At 59.7% G+C, this 19,227-nt stretch carries 18 protein-coding genes; 2 read left to right on the plus strand and 16 right to left on the minus strand.

Going from position 1 to position 19,227, the window contains the following annotated elements; translation table 11 throughout:
• Positions 1-269: 269 nt before the first annotated feature.
• Entirely contained in the window at positions 270-683 is a 414-nt protein-coding gene (locus BLW11_RS22500; RefSeq protein WP_048359934.1) for a DUF4398 domain-containing protein, read from the plus strand.
• A gap of 56 nt (positions 684-739) precedes the next feature.
• Positions 740-1,519 (plus strand): lipotoxin F family OmpA-related lipoprotein LptF, encoded by a 780-nt coding sequence (lptF, locus tag BLW11_RS22505; protein WP_048359935.1) that lies wholly within the window; start codon positions 740-742, stop codon positions 1,517-1,519.
• An 84-nt stretch (positions 1,520-1,603) separates the two neighbouring features.
• On the opposite strand, the gene BLW11_RS22510 is transcribed toward lptF, so the two are convergent.
• The 16 genes from BLW11_RS22510 to BLW11_RS22585 form a co-directional block, all read right to left on the minus strand.
• Positions 1,604-1,930, minus strand: a complete 327-nt coding sequence (locus tag BLW11_RS22510) for a PA3694 family proteiin (RefSeq protein ID WP_048359936.1) — start codon at positions 1,928-1,930, stop codon at positions 1,604-1,606.
• Positions 1,927-2,844: an alpha/beta hydrolase gene (locus BLW11_RS22515; RefSeq protein WP_048359937.1), complete on the minus strand. Its 918-nt coding sequence runs from the start codon at positions 2,842-2,844 to the stop codon at positions 1,927-1,929. Before BLW11_RS22515 ends, BLW11_RS22510 begins: the two co-directional genes overlap by 4 nt.
• Before the next feature lie 129 nt (positions 2,845-2,973).
• Positions 2,974-4,251 (minus strand): flavohemoglobin expression-modulating QEGLA motif protein, encoded by a 1,278-nt coding sequence (locus tag BLW11_RS22520; protein WP_048359938.1) that lies wholly within the window; start codon positions 4,249-4,251, stop codon positions 2,974-2,976.
• A gap of 33 nt (positions 4,252-4,284) precedes the next feature.
• On the minus strand, positions 4,285-4,833 hold the full coding sequence (locus tag BLW11_RS22525; RefSeq protein WP_048359939.1) for a hypothetical protein: 549 nt from the start codon (positions 4,831-4,833) through the stop codon (positions 4,285-4,287).
• Positions 4,834-4,845: 12 nt separating this feature from the next.
• A complete protein-coding gene (locus tag BLW11_RS22530) occupies positions 4,846-5,550 on the minus strand; it encodes a TetR/AcrR family transcriptional regulator (RefSeq protein ID WP_048359940.1) in 705 nt (234 codons plus the stop codon).
• Positions 5,551-5,763: 213 nt separating this feature from the next.
• Positions 5,764-7,266, minus strand: coding sequence for a lysine--tRNA ligase (gene lysS, locus BLW11_RS22535; protein ID WP_048359941.1), 1,503 nt, complete (start codon positions 7,264-7,266; stop codon positions 5,764-5,766).
• A gap of 116 nt (positions 7,267-7,382) precedes the next feature.
• Positions 7,383-8,478, minus strand: a protein-coding gene (gene prfB, locus BLW11_RS22540; protein WP_139272584.1) for a peptide chain release factor 2 whose coding sequence is annotated in 2 segments (ribosomal slippage) — positions 7,383-8,405 and positions 8,407-8,478 — 1,095 coding nt in all. Because the reading frame shifts where the segments join, the coding sequence is not laid out codon by codon here.
• 189 nt (positions 8,479-8,667) lie between these two features.
• Complete coding sequence (locus tag BLW11_RS22545) at positions 8,668-9,669, minus strand: response regulator (protein ID WP_048359943.1); 1,002 nt, start codon at positions 9,667-9,669, stop codon at positions 8,668-8,670.
• Between the two features lie 52 nt (positions 9,670-9,721).
• On the minus strand, positions 9,722-10,732 hold the full coding sequence (gene cheB / locus BLW11_RS22550; RefSeq protein WP_048359944.1) for a chemotaxis response regulator protein-glutamate methylesterase: 1,011 nt from the start codon (positions 10,730-10,732) through the stop codon (positions 9,722-9,724).
• The gene (locus BLW11_RS22555) at positions 10,729-13,029 is read right to left on the minus strand and encodes a hybrid sensor histidine kinase/response regulator (RefSeq protein ID WP_048359945.1); all 2,301 of its coding nucleotides are present in this window, start codon (positions 13,027-13,029) and stop codon (positions 10,729-10,731) included. Before BLW11_RS22555 ends, cheB begins: the two co-directional genes overlap by 4 nt.
• Positions 13,026-13,712, minus strand: coding sequence for a chemotaxis protein CheW (locus BLW11_RS22560; protein WP_048359946.1), 687 nt, complete (start codon positions 13,710-13,712; stop codon positions 13,026-13,028). Before BLW11_RS22560 ends, BLW11_RS22555 begins: the two co-directional genes overlap by 4 nt.
• Complete coding sequence (locus BLW11_RS22565; protein ID WP_048359947.1) at positions 13,709-14,989, minus strand: CheR family methyltransferase; 1,281 nt, start codon at positions 14,987-14,989, stop codon at positions 13,709-13,711. The genes BLW11_RS22560 and BLW11_RS22565 overlap by 4 nt, the downstream gene beginning before the upstream one ends.
• On the minus strand, positions 14,986-15,501 hold the full coding sequence (locus tag BLW11_RS22570) for a chemotaxis protein CheW (protein WP_048359948.1): 516 nt from the start codon (positions 15,499-15,501) through the stop codon (positions 14,986-14,988). The genes BLW11_RS22565 and BLW11_RS22570 overlap by 4 nt, the downstream gene beginning before the upstream one ends.
• Entirely contained in the window at positions 15,501-17,063 is a 1,563-nt protein-coding gene (locus BLW11_RS22575; protein WP_420912212.1) for a methyl-accepting chemotaxis protein, read from the minus strand. The genes BLW11_RS22570 and BLW11_RS22575 overlap by 1 nt, the downstream gene beginning before the upstream one ends.
• 240 nt (positions 17,064-17,303) lie before the next feature.
• Complete coding sequence (locus BLW11_RS22580; protein ID WP_048359950.1) at positions 17,304-18,026, minus strand: tellurite resistance TerB family protein; 723 nt, start codon at positions 18,024-18,026, stop codon at positions 17,304-17,306.
• An 80-nt stretch (positions 18,027-18,106) separates the two neighbouring features.
• Positions 18,107-19,213, minus strand: a complete 1,107-nt coding sequence (locus BLW11_RS22585) for an NADH:flavin oxidoreductase/NADH oxidase (protein ID WP_048359951.1) — start codon at positions 19,211-19,213, stop codon at positions 18,107-18,109.
• Positions 19,214-19,227 lie beyond the last annotated feature (14 nt).

Consider the following 19,227-nt stretch of genomic DNA (forward strand, 5'->3'; position numbering starts at 1 on the left):
CAGCAGTTTCTCCAGCAGTATCCGGGGGACAGCTCGTTCCCCAAGAGTGCGTTGCAACCGCTGGTTTTGACAAGCCGTGCGCACGGTAAAACTCAAAACCGGGCCCGATCAATCGGTCAAAATTCTTTTAGGCCATCTGCCATCTTTTTTGAACTATTCAAAAAACGCTCCGGTCACACCCATTAACCATCACCGCTGGAACCTGTGTTCCAACACTCCGGGTGAAGCCACAGTCGTGATGGAGTTTGTTGTTACCAAGGAGTTTCCTAATGGAGTTGAAGACCATGATGACCCGCACTGACAAAACCACCTCACCGCGCCTTCGCGGGCTAAAACTGGCTGCGCTGGCGCTGGGCACGAGTTTCGTTTTGGCCGGCTGTGCCGGCAACCCTCCGTCGGAGCAGTACGCCGTGACTCAATCGGCCGTGAACAACGCCGTGAGCGCAGGCGGTACTGAATATGCGCCGGTGGAAATGAAGTCCGCTCAAGACAAGCTCAAGCAAGCCGAGATGGCCATGCATGACAAAAAATACGACGAAGCCCGTCGCCTGTCCGAACAGGCTGAGTGGGACGCTCGCGTAGCAGAACGCAAAGCCCAGGCCGCGAAAGCCGAGAGGAGCGTTCAGGATGCTCAAAAAGCCGTGCAGGAATTGCGTCAGGAAGGCATGCGCAGCACTCAGTAAACGCTGCCCCTTGTTGATGACACCGCATTGCCATTTGATAAAAAGGATTAACCATCATGCGTAATACAGTACTGATCCCTGCCCTGCTGGCCTTGAGCGTTGGTCTGGCGGCGTGCTCGTCCCAGCCAAACGTCAACCTGGAAAACGCCAAGACCAATTTCTCGGCCCTGCAGACCAACCCTGACGCCACCAAGGTGGCGGCCCTGGAAACCAAGGACGCCAGCGAATGGCTGGACAAGGCTGAGAAGGCTTACTTGAACAAGGAAGACGAGTCCAAGGTTGACCAGTTGGCCTACCTGACCAACCAGCGTGTTGAAGTGGCCAAGCAAACCATTGCGTTGCGCACGGCTGAAAACAATCTGAAAAACTCGGCATCGGCCCGCTCCCAGGCACTGCTTGAGGCGCGCGATGCGCAGATCAAGCAACTCAAGGGCATGAACGCCAAGCAGACTGAGCGCGGCACGCTGGTGACCTTCGGTGACGTGCTGTTCCAGTTCGGCAAGTCCGACCTGCAGCCAAACGGTATGCGCAACATCAACACCCTGGCTGAGTACCTGATGCAGAACCCGGACCGCAAGGTGATTGTCGAGGGTTACACCGACAGCGTCGGTTCAGCGGCTTTCAACCAGACCCTGTCTGAGCGTCGTGCCGAGTCGGTGCGCAACGCACTGGTGCGCAAAGGTGTAGACCCGACCCGCATCGTGGCTCAGGGCTATGGCAAGGAGTACCCGGTAGCGAGCAACGCGACCGATTCGGGCCGCGCCTCGAACCGTCGTGTTGAGGTGACTATCTCCAACGACAACCAGCCGGTCGCACCGCGTTCGTCGATGCAGTAACCGATTGAAAAAAGCCTCGCCTGAGTGATCAGGCGAGGCTTTTTTGCGCTTGCCCTCACCCTTTGGGCGAGGGTGAAGGTTGTTTTACTGCTCCAGCTTCGGTGTTTCCTGGCCCAGGCAACGCACGGCCTGTTTCTTGTTATTGACCAGTACCCCGGTCAGGCCTTTTTGCTCGGTGTCGAACAATACGATGATGCCGTCAATGCACTGCGCCACTTGGCTGGCTGGCGTGAGCGAGACTTTGTAGTCTTCGCCAGGAATGGTCTTGAGCATGGTGAAGTCGCTGAGCAGCAGCGCATCTTCAGGCTTGGCGAAGTGCAGGTAACCGTAGTACCACAGGGCGCCCACGGTGCCGAGGATGGTGCATATACCGGTAATGATCAGGGGGATGGCGTTACGTTCTTCACTCATTGTTGGCTCTCTGGTTCAGCATCTGTAGTCAAATCCGGTGAGGCGGGGTAATTGGGAATTTCGCCCAAGCGCCGCACGCCATTAAAGTGTTGCGGGTCATCCAGGTAGCGCAGCATGACCTGGCGCCAGGTCGGGTCGGCAAACGTCTGCACGTGGCCGCCACGTGTCAGTTGCAGCACCTTGGGCTGGGGCGCAGCTTGATACAGTCGCAGGCCATTGGAAAGCGGCACGACCGGGTCATCCAGGCTGTGGAAGATCAGCATCGGCACACCTCCCATTCCAGGCATCGCATACACGGCACTGTCGGCGTCGGGCACCAGCCACGACAACGGCACTTGCAACGGCCAGGTCAGCCAGGACGTGCTCAAGGCAAACTGCCCCACTTCTCGGTAACTGGCTGGCACGCCATCAAGCACCATGGCCTTAACCCGTGCCCGTTGCGCCGGATGCCCGCTCAGGTAATGAAGGCCCATCGCCCCGCCAAGGCTTTGCCCCAGCACAATCAGCGGCAGCCCCTTGGTTTGCGGCTCGTGCTGCAACCAGTCGAAAGCCGCGTCGATGTCCTGATACACCGCCGGCAAACCCGGCGAGCCTTGGGACAGGCCATAACCGCGATAGTCGAGCATCAGCACCTGATAGCCCTGCGCCGGCAGCCAGGCGGTTGCGCCCAGGTGATAGGCCAGGTTGCCGCCATTGCCGTGCAGGTGCAGCACCGTGCCCTTGAGCGGCACGCCTTTTTTGGCCGGTAGCCACCAACCACTCAGGCGCGTGCCGTCCGCGGCAGTCAACGTCACGTCGCGATACTCCAGGCCTGCTGCCGCCGGGGTGATCGGCAAGCCGGGCTCGGGATAGAACAGCAATGAACTGCATCCGCTGAGGGTCAACAGCAGGCAGAGTGCAGCCAGGGTTTTCATGGAATGAGTTACCTGATATCAGTTTTGTAGCCGCTGCCGCAGGCTGCGACAGGGCGCGCAGCGGCCTCGCTTTGAAGGTCCTGCTGACCTTATCGCAGCCTTCGGCAGCGGCTACAGGTTTTGTGTGGCTTACAAAATGTTGGAGTAATCCGCTTCGATACGATCAAGGCTCAAATGGTTGAGGAAGTTGGAGAAGCACATCCAGGCCGACAGCGCGTTCATGTCACGAAACTGGTCCGGCAGGTATTTGGGGGCAACCACCAATCCTTCATCCACCAACTGACGCAAGGTGCGCATGTCCTCCAGCGTGGTTTTGCCACAGAACAGCAGCGGCACTTGCTCCAGCTTGCCTTTGCGCACGGCCAGCTGAATGTAGTTGTAAACCATGATGAAGCCCTTGAGGTAGGACAAGTCTTTGGTGAATGGCAGGCCATTAGGCACAGATCCACGGAAAACCCGGCTCGCGTTGCCATAACTTTCTGGCATCTCGAACCCTTGCTCACGGAAGAACTGATACACCTGCATGAAGTCCGCGCCCTCCTCCACCATATGGATGGCGCGGGTACGGTTGGTCAGCTTGCGCAGGCGACTCGGGTAGGAGGCAAAGGTGATGATCTCCATCAAAATCGCCAGGCCTTCCTGAGTCACGGTGGACGAAGGCGGCCCCTTGGACAGAAAGGTACAGATCGGCTGGTTGAGACCATTAAGCGTGGTCCCTACGTGCACCAGCCCCTCGTGAACTTCCAGTGCCCGCACGTCACGTTCGTTGAACATCGCGTCGGTGCGGATCTTGATGTAGTCGGCGCCCGCGGCCGCGTCCGCGACGATGCCATCGGACTCAAATACCCGAATGGTTTCTTCGGCCTCGCCAAACACCTTGTTCAGGCGGGTTTGCAGCATGTGCACCGCGTCTTTGGCGGTCAGGGTCTTGGCTTCGTCCTTGAGCGCGCCGCGCCCGTCAATGTTGTCCAGGTAGTCGGACATCATCAGGCCCAGATCGGCCAGGGTCGGGTCACCGGCATGGAACGCGTCCGAGGCAGCGCCATAGAGTTCCTGGGAAATCAGTCCGAAGTCTTCAGTGCCGCGCGCTTCGAGCATGCGCACCACCATGCGGTACTCCTTGCACATGCGGCGCATGATCTGCCCCACCGGGTTGAACTGCCCCAGTTGGCGGGTGATATCGCGCTCGATGTTCTGGAACTCGGACTTCACCGCGCCCGAGTCAAAAGACAGCGGCCGCCCCAAGTAATAGTCGCGGTTGACCGCCGGCATTTCCTTGCCTTTGGCCTTTAAAAAGCCCTGTCGGATGCTGTCGTCCCACTTCACCGCATCCAGTACGCGGATCGGGGTTTGCGCCAGTACGATACGGTCTGACAACGTGCGAATCGTGCGCTGGTAATCGTCCACCCGGTGCTCCTTGGTTGGGCTTGAATGGGGGTGTTACTTGGCCACGCGCTGATAGCGGGCAGCTTCGACAAACACGTCAGAGTTGGCCGGATCGTCCAGGTAAGCAAAGACCTTGGCCGATGGGCTGTTGATCAGTGTTCCCGTGCCTTCGGCGGTGTCGACCGGCTCACCGCTCAATGCCGACTGACTGATCGCTTGCTGGATCTGCTCCAGATCAAGATCGTAGATCACCAGCTCCCCGCTGTCGGTCAATTCAAAACCGTTAAGCGTGTAGTTGCTGCCCGACCGGCCAGGCACTGCGGCCGAGGCGTACCAGCGGCTGCCATGGCGGGCCACGATGAACCGATAGCGTTCCCGGGCCTTGGGCTGCCCCTTGGGGAAAACCACTGCCTGATAGTGGGTTTTATCGATGGCGCTGATGTTCAGGTTGCGCGCCTGACCCCAGGCATCCTTGCTGGTCCACTGACCCAGCAATTGTGTCGGCGCCGCTTCAGGCACCAGCGGTGCCTGAGTAAAGGTCACGAGACAGCCATTCAACATTAAAAACGACACTGCCATAAGCATTACACGCCAAGCCTTCATGCCTGCATCCTTCTATAGAGCGACCAACACCAAGTGCATGTAGCGCGTGAGAATAACGAGCCTGTCATCGTCAGCCACTGGCTGCGTGCCATTGAGCAGGGCCTGATATTCCATCCGACCGATAATCGCCGTCAAGACTTTGGCATCCTGCTCCGGTTGTCTGGAGCCTAGCACTTCGAAGATATGACCGGCGCCCTGCAGGAAAATCTGCTGATGGGAACGCACCAGCAGCGCCAGCCTGGGGTTGATCAGTGCTGCCTGGTGAAAAGCCTGCTCGGCCATCAAGTGCTCGCGTCGGGTTTGTAGCTGGTGTTGCAGATAGTTGGCCGCCATCAGCGCGATTTCATCAGCCAGCACGGCACGCGCCTGCGGGCTGCCATCGCCTTTGGCCATCAACCCGCGCAGCGTGTCTTCGGTACCTTGCCAGAGCCTGGCCATATAGGCTGCACTGCGCTCAACGTACTGGGCGAAGGTATCGTTGATCAGGTCATCGATATCTTTGAAGTAGTAAGTCGTCGCAGAAAGTGGCACCCCCGCCTCGGCGGCCACTGCCCGATGACGAACACCGCGCACACCGTCGCGCACGACAATGCGCATGGCCGCATCGAGGATCAGCTGGCGACGCTGTTCGCTACCGTGACGGCTGACCTTGCGGCCCTGATACTCAACATTTTGCGCGAGCGCGACCGCGATATTTGCTGCGCCTTGAGGGGTCATGACAGATTCCTTCTGAATTGAGCGGCGTGACCGAAACTGCAGGAGCGAGCCTGCTCGCGAAGGTGGCTGACGATAGCGCGTGTTTACCGGTGATCGCGCAGCGCCTTAGTCTTTCGCGAGCAGGCTCGCGCCCACAAACTCTCCTGAATGTTCAACTGGCTGCGCGCCAGACAATAAAAAGCCGCCTTAACGGCGGCTTTTTATTCTGCATCGTTACGCTTGTGGGCGCATGTGCGGGAACAGGATCACGTCGCGAATCGACGGTGAGTTGGTCAACAACATCACCAGACGGTCGATACCGATACCTTCACCGGCAGTCGGCGGCATGCCGTATTCCAGAGCACGTACGAAGTCAGCGTCGTAATGCATGGCTTCGTCGTCGCCCGCGTCCTTGTCGGCCACTTGTGCCATGAAGCGCTCAGCCTGGTCTTCCGCGTCGTTCAACTCGGAATAGGCGTTGGCGATTTCACGGCCACCGATGAACAGCTCAAAACGGTCAGTGACGTTAGGGTTGTCGTCGTTACGACGGGCCAGCGGCGACACTTCAAACGGGTACTGAGTGATGAAGTGCGGCTGCTCCAGCTTGTGCTCGACCAGCTCTTCGAAAATCATCACTTGCAGCTTGCCCAGACCTTCGAAGCCCAGCACCTTGGCGCCGGCTTTCTTGGCGATGGCGCGAGCCTTGTCGATGTCGTTCAGGTCGTCAGCGGTCAGCTCAGGGTTGTACTTGAGGATCGAGTCGAACACCGACAGACGCACGAACGGTTCGCCGAAATGGAACACCTTGTCGCCGTAAGGCACGTCGGTGCTGCCCAGAACCAGCTGAGCCAGTTCACGGAACAGCTCTTCGGTCAGGTCCATGTTGTCTTCGTAGTCGGCGTAAGCCTGATAGAACTCCAACATGGTGAATTCAGGGTTGTGACGAGTCGAAACGCCTTCGTTACGGAAGTTGCGGTTGATCTCGAATACTTTTTCAAAGCCGCCCACTACCAGACGCTTCAGGAACAGCTCAGGCGCGATGCGCAGGAACATGTCCATGTCGAGGGCATTGTGATGCGTTTCAAACGGCTTGGCTGCCGCGCCGCCCGGGATGGTTTGCAGCATCGGCGTTTCGACTTCAAGGAAGTCGCGTGCCATCAGGAAGCTGCGGATGTGGGCGATCACTTGCGAACGCACACGGAACGTGTGACGCACGTCTTCGTTGACGATCAGGTCAACGTAACGCTGGCGATAACGCTGCTCGGTGTCGGTCAGACCGTGGTGCTTGTCCGGCAGCGGGCGCAGGGATTTGGTCAGCAGGCGCACGCTGGTCATTTCAACGTACAGGTCGCCTTTGCCGGAGCGGGCCAGGGTGCCTTCGGCGGCGATGATGTCGCCCAGGTCCCAGGTTTTAACGGCGGCCAGGGTTTCTTCCGGCAGGGTCTTGCGGTTGACGTAGACCTGGATGCGACCGGTCATGTCCTGGATCACCATGAACGAGCCACGGTTGAGCATGATGCGACCAGCAACCTTGACCGGGATGGCGGCTTCAGCCAGCTCTTCCTTGGTCGCTTGCGCGTACTGCTTCTGCAAGTCGGCGCAGTAGCTGTCACGACGGAAGTCATTCGGGAAGGCATTGCCCTTGGCGCGCTCGGCTGCAAGTTTTTCCTTGCGCAGGGCGATCAGGGCATTTTCTTCCTGTTGCAGGTCTTGCGGGTCGAGTTGTTGGTCGCTCATGTCTTTAAAAATTCCATCACAGGTTCGTTGCCCCCGCCTTGCGGCAGGGGGAAGCGGGCTTCAGCGCGCCTTTTGGGCATCGCACTGGCTTCGCACTTTACGGTTTGTTGCGCGACTTACAGCCCTTGTTTCAGGCTGGCTATCAGGTATTCGTCGATATCGCCGTCGAGTACCTTGTCGCAATCGCTGCGCTCGATATTGGTACGCAAATCCTTGATACGAGAAGCATCCAGAACGTACGAACGGATCTGATGACCCCAGCCGATGTCCGACTTGGTGTCTTCCAGTGCCTGGGAAGCGGCGTTGCGCTTCTGGACTTCCTGCTCGTAAAGACGCGCACGCAACATTTTCATCGCGGTGTCTTTGTTCGCATGCTGCGAACGTTCGTTCTGGCAGCTCACCACGGTGTTGCTCGGTACGTGAGTAATACGTACGGCAGAGTCGGTGGTGTTTACGTGTTGACCACCCGCACCGGAGGAACGATAGGTGTCGATCCGCAGGTCAGAGGGGTTGATGTCGATTTCGATGTTGTCGTCGATTTCCGGCGAAACGAATACGGCCGAGAACGAGGTATGACGACGGTTGCCCGAGTCGTACGGGCTTTTGCGAACCAGACGATGGACGCCAATCTCGGTACGCAACCAACCAAACGCGTATTCGCCCTTGATGTGTACGGTTGCGCCTTTGATCCCGGCAACTTCACCGGCAGACAGTTCCATGATGGTGGCATCGAAGCCGCGCTTGTCGGCCCAACGCAAATACATCCGCAACAGGATATTGGCCCAGTCCTGCGCTTCGGTGCCACCGGAGCCTGCCTGAATGTCCAGGTAAGCGTTGTTGGCGTCCATTTCACCGCTGAACATGCGGCGGAATTCGAGTTTTTCAAGGGCTTCGCGCAGACGTTCCACTTCAGCGGCAACGTCATCTACAGCGGCCTGATCTTCTTCCTCGGCAGACATCAGCAACAGGTCTTTGGCATCTGCCAGACCGGTGTGCATCTCATCGAGGGTTTCAACGATCTGCGCCAGCAGGGAGCGCTCGCGCCCCAGCTCCTGGGCGTACGAAGGGTTGTTCCAGACACTCGGATCTTCAAGCTCGCGATTGACTTCAGTCAGACGCTCATGCTTTTGATCGTAGTCAAAGATACCCCCGAATGGTTTCGGAGCGCTCTGACAGGTCCTTGATGCTGTTAAGGATCGGGTTGATTTCCATGGCTGGCGGCACTCGTAGGCGATTTTTACAAAGCCGGGGAGTATACCGTAAACAGCACTGATCAGCAGCCCGCCCGGCGGGGTTGTGGGCGGGAATTTCCACGTTTCTTCCAAATTGCCGGGAAGCCCGCCGCCGCCCAAAACTGTAGCCGCTGCTCGTCAGCGGCTACAAGGGCCGTTCATTTGCCCCCTACTCAATCCCGACCTGATTGCGTCCGTTCTTTTTGGCCAGATAAAGCCCCTTGTCCGCCGCTGAAATCAACTCACGGCAATTGCTGGCCGGTTGCGGGGTCATGGTGGCCAGACCAATGCTGATGGTCAGGCAGCGGCCAGGAGCAGGCGAAATATGCGGGATGTTCATGGCTTCGACTGCCATGCGCAGCTTTTCCGCCACCAGACGAGCACCGCCCAGGGAGGTATTGGGCAGTACGATGGCAAATTCCTCGCCGCCATAACGGGCCGGCAAGTCAGACGGCCGGCTGCTGGCATCACGAATGGCCGAAGCCACTTTGCGCAACGCTTCGTCGCCATCCAGATGACCGAAGGTGTCATTGAAGGACTTGAAGTAATCGACATCGATCATCAACAGCGACAACTGGGTCTGCTCACGCAAGGCGCGGCGCCATTCAAGCTCCAGGTACTCATCGAAGTGCCGGCGATTGGACAGCCCGGTCAGGCCGTCCGAATTCATCAGCCGTTGCAGTACCAGATTGGTGTCCAGCAACTGCTGCTGACTGACACGCAACGCACGGTACGCCGCATCACGCTGCAACAGCGTCATGTAGGAGCGCGAGTGATAGCGGATCCGCGCCACCAACTCGATGTTGTCGGGCAGTTTCACCAGATAATCATTGGCCCCGGCCGAAAAAGCCGCGCTTTTGATCAGCGGGTCCTCCTTGGTGGAAAGCACGATGATCGGGATATTCTGGGTGGCCGGGTGGTTGCGGTATTCGCGCACCAGGGTCAACCCGTCGAGACCCGGCATGACCAGATCCTGCAGGATCACCGTCGGCTTGATGCGGATAGCCTGGGCAATGGCCTGATGCGGGTCCGCACAAAAGTGAAAATCGATGTTCTGTTCAAGGGCCAACCCACGGCGCACGGCTTCGCCGATCATTGCCTGATCGTCTACCAGCAATACCATGGCCGAGTTTTCGTCAGATTTGACGTCGTCCAACTGCAAGTCATTCATGCGCGTTCACCTGAATTTCTACCTTCAAGCCAGTCCTGCCGGTTTTTACCAGTCATTTGGCAAATATCTCCAGCAAGCGTGGCGCAATCTTGTCCAAGGGGCTGATTTCAACCGCTGCATCGATGGCCGCAGCCGCTTTGGGCATGCCGTACACCGAGCTGCTGTTCTGATCCTGGGCGATGGTGAGAAAGCCTTGCTGGCGCATGAGTTTCAGGCCTTGAGCCCCGTCACGCCCCATGCCGGTCAACAGCACACCCACCGCATCGCCATTCCAGTACCGGGCAACACTTTCAAAAAACACATCTATCGAGGGTCGATAAATTTCGTTAACCGGCTCGGCGGTGTAGGCCAGCGTGCCGTTCTTCAATAATCGGATGTGGTGGTTGGTGCCCGCCAGCAGCACAGTCCCCACTTGAGGCGCTTCACCGTCCCGGGCCAGGCGAACATCCAGCCCGCATGAGCTGCTCAGCCACTCAGCCATGCCGGCCGCAAAGACCTGATCCACATGCTGAACCAGCACGATGGCCGCATCAAAGTCCCTCGGCAGCCCTTTGAGCAAGGTTTCGAGCGCAGCCGGGCCACCGGCCGACGAACCGATCGCCACCAGCCCGCCGCGTACACCCGCGACCCGGGGCTGGCCAGAAACAGGGACGACCCGTTTTTCACTTTGGCCCATCAACCAGCCCACGTTGAGGATCTTGCGCAACAAGGGCGCCGCGGCTTCCTTGGGGTTGCTGCCTCCCAGCACCGGGGTGTCCACCACATCCAGCGCACCGAAGCCCATGGCTTCAAATACCCGATGGACATTTTGTTCACGGTCGACGGTGACAATCACAATGGCACACGGGCTTTCAGACATGATCCGGCGGGTGGCTTCTACGCCATCCATGACCGGCATGATCAGGTCCATCAAAATCAGGTCCGGGGTGTTCTCGGCACACAGGCTCACCGCTTGCTTGCCATCCGCGGCCACCCATATCACTTCATGGGCCGGCTCGTATGCCAGCGCCCGGCGCAAGGCTTCAACCGCCAAGGGCATATCGTTGACGATGGCAATTCTCATGTCTGGGCTGCTCCTATAAGCTCGACCACTGCATCAAGCAGAGCATCGTCGTGGAAACTGGCTTTAGCCAGATAATAGTCGGCTCCTGCATCCAGACCGCGTCGACGGTCTTCCTCACGATCTTTATAAGACACCACCATCACCGGCATCGATTGCAAACGACTGTCACGGCGCAACAGCGTGACCAGCTCGATGCCATCCATGCGCGGCATATCGATGTCCGTGATCAACAGGTCAAAGTGCTCGGCGCGCAAGGCATTCCAGCCGTCCATGCCGTCAACTGCCACGGCCACTTCGTAGCCACGATTGAGCAGCAGCTTGCGTTGCAGCTCGCGCACGGTCAGCGAGTCGTCTACCACCAGAATACGTTTGCGGGTCAGTTCGGCGGTGTGTCGGTTACGCCGGTCGATACGCTCCAGGCGCCCGGTGTTGAGCAGTTTATCGACAGATCGCAGCATGTCTTCGACATCCACGATCAGCACCGGCGAGCCATCGTCAAGCAAGGCCCCGGCCGAAATATCCTGCACCTTGCCCAGGCGTGGATCGAGCGGCAATACCACCAGGGTGCGTTCGCCGATAAAGCGTTCGACGGCCACGCCATACACCGCGTCGCGCTCGCGAATCACCACCACCTTGAGCGTTTCGTCATCGCTCTGGCTGGGGGGTCGCTGCAGCAATTGGCTGGCAGCAACCAGCCCCACATGCCGGCCTTCGTGCCAGAAGTGCTGCCGGCCTTCGAGCTGCACGATTTCATCCGGCAGCAGGTCGCGCATGCGTTCGATATGCGCCAGCGGGAAGGCATAGGCCTCGTCTGCGACTTCAACCACCAGGCTGCGCACCACGGACAGGGTCAACGGCACTTCCAGATGGAAGCGGCTGCCGCGCTGCACGGTGTGTTCCAGCACAATGGCTCCGCGCAGCAGGCGCACCATATGCTGCACGGCATCCAGCCCGACACCGCGCCCCGACACTTCGGTCACGGTGTCACGCAGGCTGAAACCCGGCAAAAACAGAAACGACAGCAGTTCTTCTTCGCTCAGTTGCGCCACGGTGGCCGCCGTGGACAACTGACGTTCGACGATGGTGTGGCGCAAACGGTCCAGGTCAACACCGGCACCGTCATCGCTCAGTTCCAGCACCAGCAAACCGGCCTGATGGGAAATGCGCAAGCGAATCAGGCCTTCGGCAGGCTTGCCGGCCAGCAGCCGCTGCTCCGGCGTTTCAATACCGTGGTCGACGGCATTGCGCAGCAAGTGGATCAATGGGGCTTCGAGCTTCTCCAGTACATCACGGTCGACCTGGGTCTTCTCCCCCTCGATCTCCAGACGGATCTGTTTGCCCAGGGCTCGGCCCAGGTCACGCACCATGCGCTCCTGCCCGACCAGTACATCGGCAAACGGACGCATGCGGCACGCCAGCGCGGTGTCGTAGAGCAATTGCGCACGCTGGCCGGCCTGCCAGCAAAACTCGTCGAGTTCGGCGGTCTGCTCGCTGAGCAGGTTCTGCGACTCGGCCAGAATCCGCCGGGCATCAATCAGTGCTTCTTCGGCCTCATGGCTCAGGCCCGTGATCTTGAGCTGTTCGCTTAAATTGTCCAACGCCCGCAGGTTGGTGCCCTGCATGCGCTTCAGGCGCTGCAACGCCACCAGATAGGGTTTGAGGCGCTGGGTTTCCACCAGTGACTTGCTCGACAGATCGAGCAGGCTGTTCAGGCGCTGCGCGGTAACGCGCAACACCCGCTCACCGCTTTCGGTCAGGCGCTGCGGGCGACGCGCAGGCTCTGGCGCGGCTTCGGGTTCGGCGGGCACTGACGGTTCAGCCAACGACGCCGAGATGGAAGGTGCAGGCGCCAGCAGCAGTTGAGATACGTCGAACTCAGGCGGGGCCATCCGCACATTGGGCGCCGACGGGTCCAGCAAGCGGGCCATCAGCGCCACGTAGGCTTCAATATCGGCCGGGCCGACATTCGCACTGCCCGGCGTGGCAATGCGCATCAACAGATCGGTGCCCTGCAGCAAGGCATCAATATGCTCTGGCTGCAGATACAAACGGCCTTCCTGGGCGCTGACCAGACAGTCCTCCATCACATGGGAAACGCTGACCCCGGCATCCACCCCCACAATCCGGGCGGCGCCCTTGAGCGAGTGCGCAGCGCGCATGCAAGCCTCAAGCTGGTCCGCCTGGGTCGGGTTTCGCTCCAGCGCCAGCAAACCGGCATTCAGTACCTGGGTTTGCGCCTCGGCCTCAAGGCTGAACAGCTCAAGCAACGAGGCGTCGCGCATTTGCTCGGGGGTCATGTGAGGCTCCGGGTAATTGCGCTCAGCAGCTGATCTTCATCCAGCAAACGCAGGCTGCGGGCTTTCCACTGCAGCACACCGCGGGTGTATTTGGCACTGGCCTGTTCGCCCGAGAGCGACGCGGCCATTAACTCGCGTTCTTCAATGTTATGGACGCCATCGACCTCATCCACTGGCAGCACCACCGGCCCGCCGTGCGCCGCCACAATCAACATGCGCGGCATGATGCGCAGCGAGGTGGCACCGGGTACGCCGGGGTCCAGGCCCAGCAGCTCAACCAGTGACAGGCACGGCACCAATGCGCCGCGCACATTGGCAACACCGCGCAACGCACGGGAGCGCTGGTGTGGCAGGGAATGGATCGTTTGTATTGGCGCCACCTCGTCCAGGCAGCGCGTGACCAGCCCCAGCCATTCGTCGCCCAGGCGAAAAATCACCAGTGAGCGCGTCGCAACCTTCTGCTCGTGGGTCTGCGGGGCATAGAGTTCCTGGTGTTCCTGCTCAAATGAATAGCGATCCAGCAAACGGGTCGCAGCCGCCGAATAGACGGCGCAGTTGCGGCAGTGAATATGCTGGGCCAGCAATGAACAGCTCTTGTCGCCGTAGATGCCAATACGGTTCCAGCAGTCATCAATGGCCTGCGCTTCGGAGTGAATCAGGCTCTGGGCTGTTAAACCGCTCATTGTTTACGCTCACTGTGAACGGAACGCTCGTGACGGGCAGCGCGTTCCTGCAAGCGCTGGGCGCCCGCATGATCGCCCTGGGAAGCCAATAAAGCCGCCAGGTGCGCCATTGCTTCTGAATGCTGGGGCTCCAGATACAGCGCCTTGCGATAGAACCCCTGGGCCTGGGCGGTCTGGCCTTGCACATCACTGAGCAAGCCCAACCAGTAAAACACCTGGGCCTGCGGATCATGGCGCTGTAAAAAAAGCTCGCAGACCGCACGGGCCTCGTTGCTTTTGCCTTCATTGGCCAAGGTGGCAATCTGCGCAAGCAACACGCCAGGGTCATCGCTCACCGGCAACGGCTTGTGTGGCGTACGGGCTGGTGGTCGCGGAGCAAAAGGACGGCTGACCGGTACCGCCACGGGCGCAGGCACAGGCGTCGGTGAGCGCAGCAGCGGCTTGAATTCGGCCAGTACCGGGCGAGACGAAGGCAAGGGTTCCTGGCTGTGGCAAAAGGCGAACGACTGCGGCGCGCCGATCGAACGCATCCCCAGACGGCTCAGCAAGTTGCCTTCGGCCGGGCCGATAAACAAGACACCGTCGTCACGTGTCAGACGCTTGAGTACGTCCAGTGCCTGCTTCTGGGTTTTCAGGTCAAAGTAAATCAGCAGGTTGCGACAAAATACGAAGTCATAGGGCTCATGGCTGGCCAGGAGCGCGGGGTCCAGCAGGTTGCCGACGTGAAATCCGACTTGCTCGCACACCCGGCTCGACAGGCGATAACCGTCGCCCTCAAGGCTGAAATAGCGCTCGCGAAAATCCGTCTGCAGCCCCCGAAACGAATTTTTGCCATACACCGCGCTCTGGGCTTTTTGCACCGAAAGCGGGCTGACATCCAGCGCCTCGACCTTGAACTGATGCGCGGCAAAACCGGCATCGAACAGCGCCATGGCAATCGAGTACGGCTCCTCACCGGTCGAGCACGGCAAGCTCAGGATCCGCAGAGGCCGGCGACTGCCGATTTCAGCCAGGCGCTTTCTGGCCAGTCGCCCCAGGGTGGCAAACGATTCGGGGTAACGAAAAAACCAGGTCTCGGGCACGATCACGGATTCGATAAGGGCTTGTTGCTCGTCCATCGAGCTGATCAGTCGTTGCCAGTACTGTTCGTTATCGTCCATGTTCAGCGCCGTGCGGCGCTGACGAACCGCGCGCTCGATAATCGCCGGGCCGACCGAGGCCACATCCAGACCGATGCGCTGCTTCAGATAATCGAAAAACCGTTGATCGCCACTCATGCCGTCACCTGCCCGCAGGCCTGATCATCGGCCGCAGGAAAAAGCAGCGCGCTCACTGCAGGGCTCAGCAGGTCATCGACGCTTATCCACTGCAACAGCCCTTGCTCGTCTTTGCGTACCGGCCCCAGGTAAGGTGCATCGCGGTTATCCAGACCGTAGGGCTGAAAGTCCGCCGGATCACAGCGCAAGGTATCGCTGGCCTGTTCAAGCAGCATCCCCAGCAATTGCCCACGGTAGTTGACCAGCACCAGCCGGGTGCTGGTGCGGGCCACGGCGGGCTGGCCGAAGGTCATGGCGCTGATATCAATGACCGGAACCATTTGCGCACGATGGGCAAATACCCCGGCCACCCACGCAGGGGCCTGGGCAATGGGTTTGAGCGGCAGACGCGGCAGCACCTCAACCACATCGGTAGCGGCGAGGGCATAGCGCTCGTCGCCGATGTAGAACACCAGAAACAGGCGCTGCTTCGGCACCATGGCGCCCGCGTGCTTGGCTAGAGGGTCGCTCATCAGACTTTGAAACGCGAAACGCCGCTGCGCAGCCCGACGGCAACCTGACTGAGTTCGTCGATCGCAAAGCTGGCCTGACGCAAGGACTCGACGGTCTGACTGCTGGCATCCCCCAGTTGCACCAGCGCAAGGTTGATCTGCTCGGCACCCGTGGCTTGCGCCTGCATGCCTTCATTGACCATCAGCACCCGCGGCGCCAGGGCCTGAACCTGATGGATAATTTGCGACAGTTGCTCGCCCACTTGCTGCACCTCGGACATACCGCGGCGCACCTCTTCAGAAAACTTGTCCATGCCCATTACGCCGGCAGACACCGCGGACTGGATCTCGCGCACCATTTGCTCGATGTCATAAGTGGCCACGGCCGTCTGGTCGGCCAAGCGCCGGACCTCGGTGGCGACCACGGCAAAACCGCGGCCGTATTCACCGGCTTTTTCAGCCTCGATCGCGGCATTGAGCGACAACAGGTTGGTCTGGTCAGCCACCTTGACGATGGTCACCACCACCTGGTTAATGTTGCCAGCCTTCTCATTGAGGATCGCCAGCTTGGCGTTCACCAGGTCGGCAGCGCCCATCACGGAGTGCATGGTTTCTTCCATGCGGGCCAGGCCTTGCTGCCCGGAGCCGGCCAGGATCGAGGCCTGGTCAGCGGCCGAAGTCACTTCGGTCATGGTGCGCACCAGGTCACGGGACGTGGCCGCAATTTCACGGGACGTGGCGCCGATTTCAGTGGTGGTGGCCGCTGTTTCAGTGGCCGTGGCCTGTTGCTGCTTGGAAGTGGCCGCAATTTCGGTGACCGACGTGGTGACCTGTACCGAGGAGCGCTGGGCCTGAGACACCAGCGAGGTCAGCTCGGTCATCATGTCGTTGAAGCCGGTTTCAACCGCGCCAAACTCGTCTTTGCGTTCCAGGTTCAGGCGCGAGCTCAAGTCACCGGAGCGCATCACCTCCAGAATCGAAACGATGCGTTTCATCGGCGACATGATTGCCTGCAACAACAGGAAGCCACAAAGCCCCGCTGCCAGCACCGCAATGACCAGGGAAACGATCATGCTGATCTTGGCGGTGAGTACCGCGTGGGCAATGTTGTCTGTTGCTTCAGTGGCAGAGGTACGATTGGCATCGATCAGGCTGTTGAGCTTCTTGCGCCCTGCCATCCAGGCCGGGGCCATCTGCTCGTTGAACATGGCTCGGGCCTGCTCGAACTCCTTGTTTTTATAGAGTGCGAGGACGTTGGCCAATATTTGATCGTATTCCTTGTGCAGGCCCTCGAACTCACTGAAGGAGGCCCTGTCATCACTGTCAAAAATGGTGTTGCGATAGTTCGCCAGTTCCTGGTTCAAGCGATCTGCGTAGCTGGCGTACAGCTTGTTGTCTTCGTTGGTCAGATCCCGCAGGTTGGCCGCGCCCACCAGTTGCTGGGTCAGGATATAGCTGTCGACCCAGGCGCTGCGAATCATCGAGCTGTAATAGACCCCGGGAATCGCATCGGTGCGCACCGTCTCTTCGCTGCTCTCGATCGACAGCAAACGTGAATAAGACGCTACAACCATCAACAACATGATTGCGATGATTACCGCAAAGCTCGCCAATATGCGTTGGCGTAACGTCCAGTTCTTCACAGTCAATCCTCGGGGCCATTCAAAATGATGGTGAGTATAGCCGAGGGTTCGCAATGATTCGCACAGACGTTGAGACAGATCTCACAGCAACAAGTAAAAAAACCTACCAAGCAATGGCGCGACTCCTACAGCCGCTGGCGAGGCACGAGGCTGCGATCAGCGGCTACAAAAGCAGTGACTTCAGACGCCAGCAGCCTGTTTGACCTGCGCTTCCAGCTCGGCCTTCAAGCCCGGGTCGAGCTTGAGCTGTTTGGCCAGCTCTTCCAGGTAGGCGCGCTCCATAAAATGTTCCTCATCCACCAGGATCAGGCTGGCGATATACATTTCGGCAGCCATTTCCGGGGTGCTGGCGGCACTTGCCACCTCCGCCGGGTCCAGCGGCTTGTTTAGCTCGGCTTGCAGCCACGTCTGCAACACCGGGTCGCTATTAAGCTTGCTGAGTTCGCCATCGATCAACTGCCGCTCACGTTCATCGACGTGGCCATCCGCCTTGGCGGCCGCCACCAGGGCCTTGAGGATCGCCTGGCTGTGCTGCTCCGCTTGCGGCGCCGAAACACGATCGATGGTTTGCGGTTCGGTTTGCGGAGCAGAACCCTGATTGGCCTGCCAGTTGCCGTAGGCCTTGTAGGCCAGCACGCCCAACGCGGCCAGGCCACCGTAGGTCAGCGCTTGCCCGCCATATTTACGCGCGCTCTTGTTGCCCAGCAGCAGGCCCAGAGCACTGGCCGCCAGGGCGCCGCCGCCGGCACCGGACAGCAAACCACCCAGGCCGCCGGAACCCCCCAGCAGGTCGCCCAACCCCCCTTTGCCGGTGCTGGAAGCGCCGCCTTGGGCACCGGTTTTTTTCTCCAGCATTTGCTGGCCGGACTTAAGTAACTGATCTAACAATCCACGGGTACTCATAAGCAGCCTCTCGTAACAGGGTTCAAGGGAAGCCAGAAAGCCCGCCAAACAGGCGGGCTTGTGGTGAAAACCGATTCGACTCAGTCGCGCAGATCGGACTCATGGATCGGTTGGTCACGGTGGGTCGCACGCTGATACTGGGCCGGCCAAGTGGCCTTTTTACCGCCCAGGTCATCGTCTGCATGCAACGGCCAATACGGGTCACGCAACAACTCACGGGCCAGCAGGATCAAGTTCGCCTGGCCCGTGCGCAGAATATGCTCGGCCTGGGCTGGCTCAGTGATCATGCCCACCGTGCCGGTAGCGATGCAGGCTTCTTTGCGCACACGCTCGGCAAAACGGGTCTGGTAACCCGGCCCGACAGGAATCTCGGCATTGGCCGCCGTACCGCCCGACGATACATCGATCAGGTCCACGCCCAAAGCCTTAAGGCGCCTTGCCAGCTCAACGGTTTCGTCAGGGTTCCAGCCGTCTTCCACCCAGTCGGTGGCAGAAACCCGTACAAACAGCGGCAGCTCTTGAGGCCACACATCGCGCACGGCCTCGGTGACTTGCAGCACCAGGCGAATACGGTTTTCGAAGGAGCCACCGTACTGGTCGCGGCGCTGGTTGCTCAGTGGCGACAGGAATTGATGCAGCAAGTAGCCGTGGGCAGCGTGGATTTCAACCACCGAGAAACCGGCTTCCAGCGACCGCCTGGCAGAGGCGACAAATGCCTGGATAACGGCATTGATCCCGGCCTCGTCCAATTGCGACGGGGCGGTGTGCTGCGGATCGAAGGCGATCGGTGAAGGACCGACAGGCACCCAGCCGCCCTCCTCCACCTTGACGCTGCCATGCTTGCCCAGCCAGGGGCGATGGGTGCTGGCCTTGCGCCCGGCATGCGCGAGCTGAATACCGGCCACAGCCCCTTGAGCCCTGATAAAGCGGGTGATGCGTTGCAGGGGCTCGATCTGTTCGTCGTTCCACAAGCCCAGGTCCTGGGCCGTGATACGCCCATCGGGGGTGACGGCGGTGGCTTCGGTAAAAATCAGACCGGCGCCGCCAACGGCACGGCTGCCCAGATGCACCAGATGCCAGTCATTGGCCAGTCCATCGACACTTGAGTACTGGCACATCGGCGAGACCGCAATGCGGTTAAGAAGGGTCAGTTGGCGCAGGGTATAGGGTTCGAGCAACAGACTCATGGGTCACCTCTAAT

This window comes from Pseudomonas deceptionensis (assembly GCF_900106095.1).
GTDB lineage: Bacteria > Pseudomonadota > Gammaproteobacteria > Pseudomonadales > Pseudomonadaceae > Aquipseudomonas > Aquipseudomonas deceptionensis.

Excerpts from the sequence above, each read along its gene's own strand:
- BLW11_RS22500 (WP_048359934.1), top strand. The coding sequence starts at position 270 with ATGGAGTTGAAGACCATGATGACCCGCACTGACAAAACCACCTCACCG.
- lptF (WP_048359935.1), top strand. The coding sequence starts at position 740 with ATGCGTAATACAGTACTGATCCCTGCCCTGCTGGCCTTGAGCGTTGGT.
- BLW11_RS22510 (WP_048359936.1), bottom strand. The coding sequence starts at position 1,930 with ATGAGTGAAGAACGTAACGCCATCCCCCTGATCATTACCGGTATATGC.
- BLW11_RS22515 (WP_048359937.1), bottom strand. The coding sequence starts at position 2,844 with ATGAAAACCCTGGCTGCACTCTGCCTGCTGTTGACCCTCAGCGGATGC.
- BLW11_RS22525 (WP_048359939.1), bottom strand. The coding sequence starts at position 4,833 with ATGAAGGCTTGGCGTGTAATGCTTATGGCAGTGTCGTTTTTAATGTTG.
- BLW11_RS22530 (WP_048359940.1), bottom strand. The coding sequence starts at position 5,550 with ATGACCCCTCAAGGCGCAGCAAATATCGCGGTCGCGCTCGCGCAAAAT.
- lysS (WP_048359941.1), bottom strand. The coding sequence starts at position 7,266 with ATGAGCGACCAACAACTCGACCCGCAAGACCTGCAACAGGAAGAAAAT.
- BLW11_RS22545 (WP_048359943.1), bottom strand. The coding sequence starts at position 9,669 with ATGAATGACTTGCAGTTGGACGACGTCAAATCTGACGAAAACTCGGCC.
- cheB (WP_048359944.1), bottom strand. The coding sequence starts at position 10,732 with ATGAGAATTGCCATCGTCAACGATATGCCCTTGGCGGTTGAAGCCTTG.
- BLW11_RS22555 (WP_048359945.1), bottom strand. The coding sequence starts at position 13,029 with ATGACCCCCGAGCAAATGCGCGACGCCTCGTTGCTTGAGCTGTTCAGC.
- BLW11_RS22560 (WP_048359946.1), bottom strand. The coding sequence starts at position 13,712 with ATGAGCGGTTTAACAGCCCAGAGCCTGATTCACTCCGAAGCGCAGGCC.
- BLW11_RS22565 (WP_048359947.1), bottom strand. The coding sequence starts at position 14,989 with ATGAGTGGCGATCAACGGTTTTTCGATTATCTGAAGCAGCGCATCGGT.
- BLW11_RS22570 (WP_048359948.1), bottom strand. The coding sequence starts at position 15,501 with ATGAGCGACCCTCTAGCCAAGCACGCGGGCGCCATGGTGCCGAAGCAG.
- BLW11_RS22575 (WP_420912212.1), bottom strand. The coding sequence starts at position 17,063 with ATGTTGTTGATGGTTGTAGCGTCTTATTCACGTTTGCTGTCGATCGAG.
- BLW11_RS22580 (WP_048359950.1), bottom strand. The coding sequence starts at position 18,026 with ATGAGTACCCGTGGATTGTTAGATCAGTTACTTAAGTCCGGCCAGCAA.
- BLW11_RS22585 (WP_048359951.1), bottom strand. The coding sequence starts at position 19,213 with ATGAGTCTGTTGCTCGAACCCTATACCCTGCGCCAACTGACCCTTCTT.